At 41.2% G+C, this 6,974-nt stretch carries 7 protein-coding genes; 2 read left to right on the forward strand and 5 right to left on the reverse strand.

Annotated elements, in window-relative coordinates:
• Positions 1 to 3: 3 nt before the first annotated feature.
• Positions 4 to 543: a TetR/AcrR family transcriptional regulator gene (locus tag ACT3SX_RS12825; RefSeq protein ID WP_444761770.1), complete on the reverse strand. Its 540-nt coding sequence runs from the start codon at positions 541 to 543 to the stop codon at positions 4 to 6.
• 131 nt (positions 544 to 674) lie between these two features.
• On the opposite strand from ACT3SX_RS12825, the gene ACT3SX_RS12830 reads away from it, so the two are divergent.
• Positions 675 to 1,193 (forward strand): HPP family protein, encoded by a 519-nt coding sequence (locus ACT3SX_RS12830; protein WP_192524688.1) that lies wholly within the window; start codon positions 675 to 677, stop codon positions 1,191 to 1,193.
• Positions 1,194 to 1,829: 636 nt separating this feature from the next.
• Positions 1,830 to 2,111 (forward strand): M48 metallopeptidase family protein, encoded by a 282-nt coding sequence (locus ACT3SX_RS12835; protein WP_225739208.1) that lies wholly within the window; start codon positions 1,830 to 1,832, stop codon positions 2,109 to 2,111.
• Positions 2,112 to 2,150: 39 nt separating this feature from the next.
• Here ACT3SX_RS12835 and ACT3SX_RS12840 read toward each other — a convergent pair whose 3' ends face one another.
• Genes ACT3SX_RS12840 through ACT3SX_RS12855 form a run of 4 tightly spaced genes read right to left on the reverse strand, consistent with a single transcriptional unit; the run spans position 2,151 to position 6,901 of the window.
• Positions 2,151 to 3,191 carry a spore coat protein U domain-containing protein gene (locus ACT3SX_RS12840; protein WP_192519698.1) on the reverse strand — a complete coding sequence of 347 codons (1,041 nt, stop codon included), beginning with the start codon at positions 3,189 to 3,191 and terminating at the stop codon, positions 2,151 to 2,153.
• A complete protein-coding gene (locus ACT3SX_RS12845) occupies positions 3,173 to 5,662 on the reverse strand; it encodes a fimbria/pilus outer membrane usher protein (RefSeq protein ID WP_444519084.1) in 2,490 nt (829 codons plus the stop codon). Before ACT3SX_RS12845 ends, ACT3SX_RS12840 begins: the two co-directional genes overlap by 19 nt.
• Entirely contained in the window at positions 5,613 to 6,389 is a 777-nt protein-coding gene (locus ACT3SX_RS12850; protein ID WP_444761771.1) for a fimbrial biogenesis chaperone, read from the reverse strand. The genes ACT3SX_RS12845 and ACT3SX_RS12850 overlap by 50 nt, the downstream gene beginning before the upstream one ends.
• 5 nt (positions 6,390 to 6,394) lie before the next feature.
• Positions 6,395 to 6,901, reverse strand: a complete 507-nt coding sequence (locus tag ACT3SX_RS12855; protein ID WP_225739206.1) for a spore coat protein U domain-containing protein — start codon at positions 6,899 to 6,901, stop codon at positions 6,395 to 6,397.
• Between the last annotated feature and the right edge of the window lie 73 nt (positions 6,902 to 6,974).

The raw sequence follows: 6,974 nt of genomic DNA on the forward strand, positions 1-6,974 counted from the left end.
AATTTAATCCAAAACCTTAAAAAAATCAGTATTTAACTCTAACAACTCCTGATCCGTTTGTGCGGCAACGATAATACCTTCGCCAAATACAAACAAAGTGTCAGATTTCTGCTTAGCATTTTCCGCACTTATCTGTTCAAAATTATCAAGTAGCCATTTCCTAACCTCAGTTTTATGCTGCTTGGCTATTAAATGAGGTGAAGACTGTTTATCTGAATACTCTGCGCAAGCGTTGATAAACATACAACCATAAAAATCCTCTGATAACGTCCAGTTCTTGAGGAAGTTTAAGTAGCAAGTGGCAACATCTGCTACTTTCTCAATCTCAAAATCATCAAAGTCATTTTCTAATTGAGTCATAAACATCTGATGACGATATTTAAGCGCCTCCTCAATCAAGCCTTCTTTACTACCAAAATGGGCATACAAAGTCCGCTTGGTAGCCCCTGCTTTCTTTGCTAAAAGCTCTACTCCACTATCGTGAAAGCCTTGCTTATAAAAGAGCTCATAACTTTTTTGTAGAATAGTATCTCGTAATTCCATTAGTTCTTCTCCTGTTATTTTTATTCAGTGAAAACAATAATAGTATTTTTATATACCGTTCGGTATACTTTAAATTATACACCGAACGGTATATCGATAATGATACCTTTTTATTTACGATAGGAGTAAGTATGCATTCATTCTTTAATTGGCATAAGCTAAGCGGTCAAGTCAACGAATGCCCAAAGAGATTACCTTTACCGATGATAGTAGTGGCTTGGCTAGGCGGCACCATTGCCACTGCAACGCTTGCTATATTAGGAAGCTCAATAGAACTTATCATGATTTTAGGATCGTTTGGCGCAAGTTGTTTACTAATATTTGCCTATCCTACCAGCCCTTTTGCCCAGCCGAGAAATGTTATAGGTGGGCATGTTATTGCGACTTTTACAGGACTGGTATTCATGACGTTATTTGGTATTCACTGGTGGAGTATGGCAACTGCTGTTGGCACTGCCATTGCGCTAATGCTGATATTTAGAATGCCTCATCCACCTGCTGGGTCTAACCCTTTAATAGTTATGCTAGGTGCAGTAAATTGGAGTTTTTTGATAACACCCACTCTAATCGGTTCAATCGTTTTGGTAATGGTAGCGCTGATTTATAACAATTTGGGTAAAGGTAAACAGTATCCGACTTATTGGTGGTGAATTATCTGAACCGCATCGGGATTGTCTGGGACTTAACACTCTGAGAGTTAGTCTATAGTTCAATGCCTGTATACCGCATCGATCACGGATAGAATATGTATGGCAAGTACACTGTGATTCTTTCAATGAGTTAAAGTGTTGATGCCATTAGCCCACAGCCCAAGTTTCGAGTCCTCACTAGGGAACCGAACCAGTTAAAGCACCTGATTTGTTCACCGTAGGTATGATTAAATCAGATTCGATAGCTGGGGATTTTTTCTATAAAAATAGCCTTCTACTAGTTTCCCATAATATATAAATAGCAATGAAAAGTAGAATAAGTCCTGAAAATTTACTAATTATATTTGCGATTTTATTATTACTAACTTTTGAGAATATAAAAGAATAAATAGATAAGATACTATAGTCTAGAGCTATCCACACCAACGTCAGAATTAGCATAGACGAATATATGTCGCTTGATACCTCTAAGAATAAAGGGAAGAAAGCAATAAAAAAATAACATCTTTAGGGTTAGAGATACCTATAAGAAAGCCATCTTTGAAATGGTTTTTCGTAACAGAGCCTTTCCTAAAAAGTGTGTAACTATTATTTAGATTGTAGAAGTACTTACACGAAATTTAGGAAAGGCTCGTATTGCCGCAAGCCAATTGGGTAAATGGCTCCCCTACCTTTAAAATACTATCGATGAAAAAACAATGGGGCAGCTGCTCCACTCAAGGCAACTTAGTCCTCAATCCGCATTTGGTTAAATCCCCCAAAGAATGTATCGACTACGTGATCTTGCATGAGCTGTGTCATATTGCTGAATACAATCACAGTGACCGATTCTGGCGACTGCTCACTCAGGTCATGCCTCATTGGAGAGAAGTTAAGACGCAGCTCGATAGCATGGCTGAGCTTTATTTGAATGAGTAATAGCTTTGAAAATGTCTACCAATAATTGTTATTAGAACTTCAGTAATTCACGTGAATAGTTACAGTATCTGTATAGGTATCTGGCTTAAAATCAGCACTCGGAACAGTAACGTATACATTATTTAATTGTTCTGCTCCGCTACCAGTTCCGGTTACGCCGTTGGTCAGGGTATCAATAGTACTACCGTTATTGCCCCATTTTTTACCATTAGTGCCAACAGCCGAACGCAGTTGATACGGCACCTTATCAGTATTACCTCCAGTTCCGTTCAAAAAACCTCCACCATTTGTGTTGCCAATGGGATTAGGAGTCTTTGGAGCCAAGCCAATATTATAAGGAGTAGTTTTTGTGCAGGTCACACCAATTTTACCATTACTAGAAAGATTTTTTTCGCCCGCTGGCTCACTGCCCAAACTAATAACGCCGGGATTAGCAGTAATTTTACATTCTTTAAGTACATTGGCTTGGACTGTGAACGGGAATTCGTTTGGTTTTAGTCCCTTACTTGAGCAATTAGGGGTAAGGTTAAACAAACTGCTGATGTCAACTGCCATTGCAGTACTACCAGCAACGAAATTATTAGTATAATTTCCGGGTGTGGCACTAATGTTATTATATCCAGAAGATAAAGAGATTTGGATAGGTACATTGAATGAGGTAGTTGTTCCTCCAGGGACGTTTACGACTGTTTTGTATTCCGAACCACCAGTATAGTTTCGGCTACCCCAAATAGTATTATTAGGCAATTTCATTGTAAATGCTAAACTAGGAGTGGGAGTAGTATTTTTCATGTAACGTGGAAAAACATCGGTTTGATCATAATCACCACCATCAACAGCAAGACAGATAGATACGTTCCTTGAAAACACGTAAGTATTTCTACAATCGTATTTCAAGGTTGCAGTAATAGATTCATTATCAGCATTAGCTAGTGTAATGTCACCTAGATTAACGGAAGCCATCATTGCTGTACAATTAACTGCTGCTTGAGCATTACTTGTGGGTAATAGAAACGCCAAAGGAACTAAGTAAAGGCCAAAATGCCATTGAAAGATTTTCATCATTTTACCTTCTGACAAGTGAGTGGACCAATGAGTGGAATATCATCACCCTGCTTCTGATAATCAAAGCTAACAGTGCAGATATCACCAGAAGTTGTACTTATTTCTAAGATATTATGCTCATCCAGTGTATCTAAGTATACTTCACCATCAAACCCAACTACTGCTGCTGGCGTATTCTTTTTGCTGATTAAGCGTGCTTGGCTGCCTAACGGTATAAACTCATCTTTGCTGTCTTTTAAAATAACAGAGGCAGAGCGCGCTTCTGTAATGTCAAATGCCACCAAAGTACCAGCGCGGTCAGACGGTGTAGCGTCAAGAGCCACTTTGTCTATACGCAGGTCAGCGGGTAAGTCCATGGGATCAATACCAATCTTGTTCTCTTGATAAGCATTCAGCGGTGATATCAGCAATAGACCACGCTTATTAGTGGTACCAATGACATTGTTCTGTAGCAACACAGGTACATCGGCGACGCCATCAGTGGATACTACGGCAAAGCCATCGTTAATTTGGCGTGCGGCAAATAAACCACCACCCATCATAACTAGAGAGCCTGTGCCACTAGCAAAGGTAGAATGATTGCCATCGTAACTACTGACGCCTGCTTGTACCTGACCATAACGCCCAAGATAATTCAGTTCTGCTAATCCACCACTGCTAGTATTATCATTTATGCCGTTATCGATACTGTGCCTAGCCTGTGCTCGCCATCCGATACCACCTACGCTCGGAGCTGACTGTGATACATCAGCCACAAAATCATTACGATTGTCAGTATGCTGGAGACTGCTATTGAGCGAAATATTACGATCTAGCGAGAATGAGGCACCGATTGTGGCACTGTTATTAGCAGAATTATTAAGGTCGTGGTTGTAGCTAGCATTTAGGCTGAGGCGTTGCCCCAAAGATTTGCTCCAGTAGGCGCTAGCAAATTTTGCAGTATCCTCTTCAGCATAGTCCACTTCGTTATAACTTACTCCAAAACTACCTAGAGATTGGGTACTATAACCTGTTGAAAATTGATTGCTTTGACGTATGGGCGTTGATCCGTATTGGGTTGCCACATCACGGTAATGACCACTGGTACCTAAAGTGTTGAGACCGACATTAAAGCGATTGTTACTCCATGAGTAGCTGGCACTATATTGTGATCCGCCTTTCCCTTGGCTTTCACTGCCTGCTAATGATGCAAACAAGACACCACCTTGTCCTCCTAACACCCATGTGCCGCCAATCCCTGCATTAGCAAGATCCTTGGTCGCTTCGGCATGGGTCTCAGCGGTGAATCGGTTATTTACCCCATAACGCCAAGTGCCACTAGCAGCGATATCGCTGCCGTAATCGAAAGATTTTATACCATAGTTTTCACGGACAGCACCAAGCTCTACTGACCAATCAGAAAGACCTGGCTGTAATAATCGATGAGTATCATAAAGCGAGAAATTAACGGTAGAGCTTTGACCTAATGCATCGGTCAATACAAGCTGAGCATTCCCTGCTCCACTGATGCTAGGGGCTGTATTTATCTCAAAAGGGCCAGCAGGCACGTCACCGCTATATTGCTTTAACCCATCGACATAGAGCTCTACTGCAGAGGGCAGAGTAGCTGAACCAAAAAATGACGGCAATGGAGTAGTCGTCATATAAGGTTGCAAATCAAAATTGCTACCAATCTGTAGACCACCCAAACGCGTAGACCGCGTCCATGACAGTGCCCCTGTAAGTATGTCACCAGCACGAACCGTAATTAACTTGTCAGGAAATGACTGACTCCAACTGGTATCTAGACGTACTGTACGACTGTCCCAGTCTCGGTTTTTATCACCATTATTAGCACTGCTATTAGAAAAACGGTTACCTGTCGTCAGTGCAGTGGAGCTCAAGACACCATGGGAGTTGAAGGCGCGTACCTCAGTATAAGCGCTTAGATTGGTCGAACTATTCTCTGTTTGTGAGCCATAGAGATTATAATTCAATAATACCCCAGGCGAAGAGCTAGCTTGAGTTCGACGGTTATCGAGGGTATTTAACACCGTAGTGTTTAGATTAAGGATACTTAAAGGGGCTACAATATTCACCGACTGCATGCGGGCGTTATAGTCTACTTTGATATTGGCAAAACTATTTAGTAGTACTGGGTTTGCAGTACCTGGTGCCACTATAAAACCGAGCTGCTGCAATACTGCAATATTTGCCCATAATTCGCCATCACGATAATCAAAATGAGCTAAACCAACGTTAGCTCCGTTGAGGGTAACGTCTAAATATAAATCTAAGCCTTGTGCCCTACTTGCACCTTCATCGAGGTTGAGTTGGGTAGCTCTAGCATCAGAAGAGTTAGCTATGGTTTGCGTAGCAGGTGCGGTGGTAGACCTAGTGTCATTAAAGGTGACAGCATGGCTCAATGAGACGGTTATACTCTGTAGTACAAGTACTTTAACGAGTGGAATTGTCCAACGTGACATCTTGTGTAGTCTGAGTTCCATTAATCATCACCTTGAATTTACCACTTGTCTTCATTGAAGATGGCAGTGTTTTCAGTGTCCAGTTCATGGTGGCGCCTGGTAAAACATAACCCAGCAATCCTTGATGTAAGTCAATACTATCGCCAGCATCATCTATAATGCTCAAATCAGCCAATTGGGCATGACCATTCCCACTATTGCTAACTCTTAAATTCATCTGCTTGCCATTTTTTTGCAAGCTATCTGGTTGTAAACTATAGCTCCATTGCAACTTCGGATTAGTTTCAGTAATCCCAACCGGATTTACAAACACAGGTAGTGAGTAGCTCAGCGCAAACTGTAAACCAGTCTTTTGCTCAACAGATTTTATAGGTAGCTCATCAATTGATAGTCGATAGCTATTTTCTACGGCACCAACGCCACTTGGTGGAGCAGATGCACGAATAATCCGGATAAGTTGTTTTTCACCCGGTTGCAGTTTAATCATTGGCGGACTGGCCAATAATCCTCGTGATGCGGTGAGCTGATCGCCTTTTTTATCCTGAGACCATTGGTACACACGCACTTGCGCATGTACCTCATTGTCACCAGTATTACTCAGCGTCAGTCCACTGGCATTTTCTTTGGCTTGTAAACTTAGGGAAATGGGAGAGACCTGAAGGCCGCTCGCCATTGCTGTACCACTATATAGCAGCAGGCCAGATAAAATACTGTGTGTCGCAACACGGCGTAGCCAGAGACTTAACATAAATACTAGTAAGTTACATTTACAGTAACGGTATCATCATAAGTACCAGGAACAACGTCGGTAGAAGTTGTAGTCGTAGCATATACAGTATGAGTATTATCAGCAGTCACACCATTACCGGTAGCAGCAAGAGTATTTGTATCAACAATATCACCCCAAGGTGTACCATCTGCACCAGCGGTTTGAGTCAACACATAACCTATAGCAGTTCCAGGTCCTGTTAAAGTCCCAGTACCGTCAGTCTCGTTTGTGCTTGATGTCAAACCAACGTTATAAGGTGTACCAGAGCTACACGCTACGACGATTGTATTGTTACCTGTTTTCACTGATCCATCATTAACGGTACCAAGATCGATGTCTGAAGCATTACCTGCTGTAATATTACAAGTTGCTAGAACGTTTAGAGTGACCTTAAAATTTTTAGGCGTTGCAGTTGCAGCATTTGCAGAAAAAGCAGTTAAAGAACCAACAGCAAATAGTGCAGCAGTCATTAGGGATTTATTAAATTGCATGGTAATACTCCAGTTATCTTACAACAATTGATATATAAGTGATATATTATAAAAAAAAACAACATTTTTCTAC

It is taken from the genome of Psychrobacter sp. AOP31-B2-9 (assembly GCF_052378005.1).
GTDB lineage: Bacteria > Pseudomonadota > Gammaproteobacteria > Pseudomonadales > Moraxellaceae > Psychrobacter.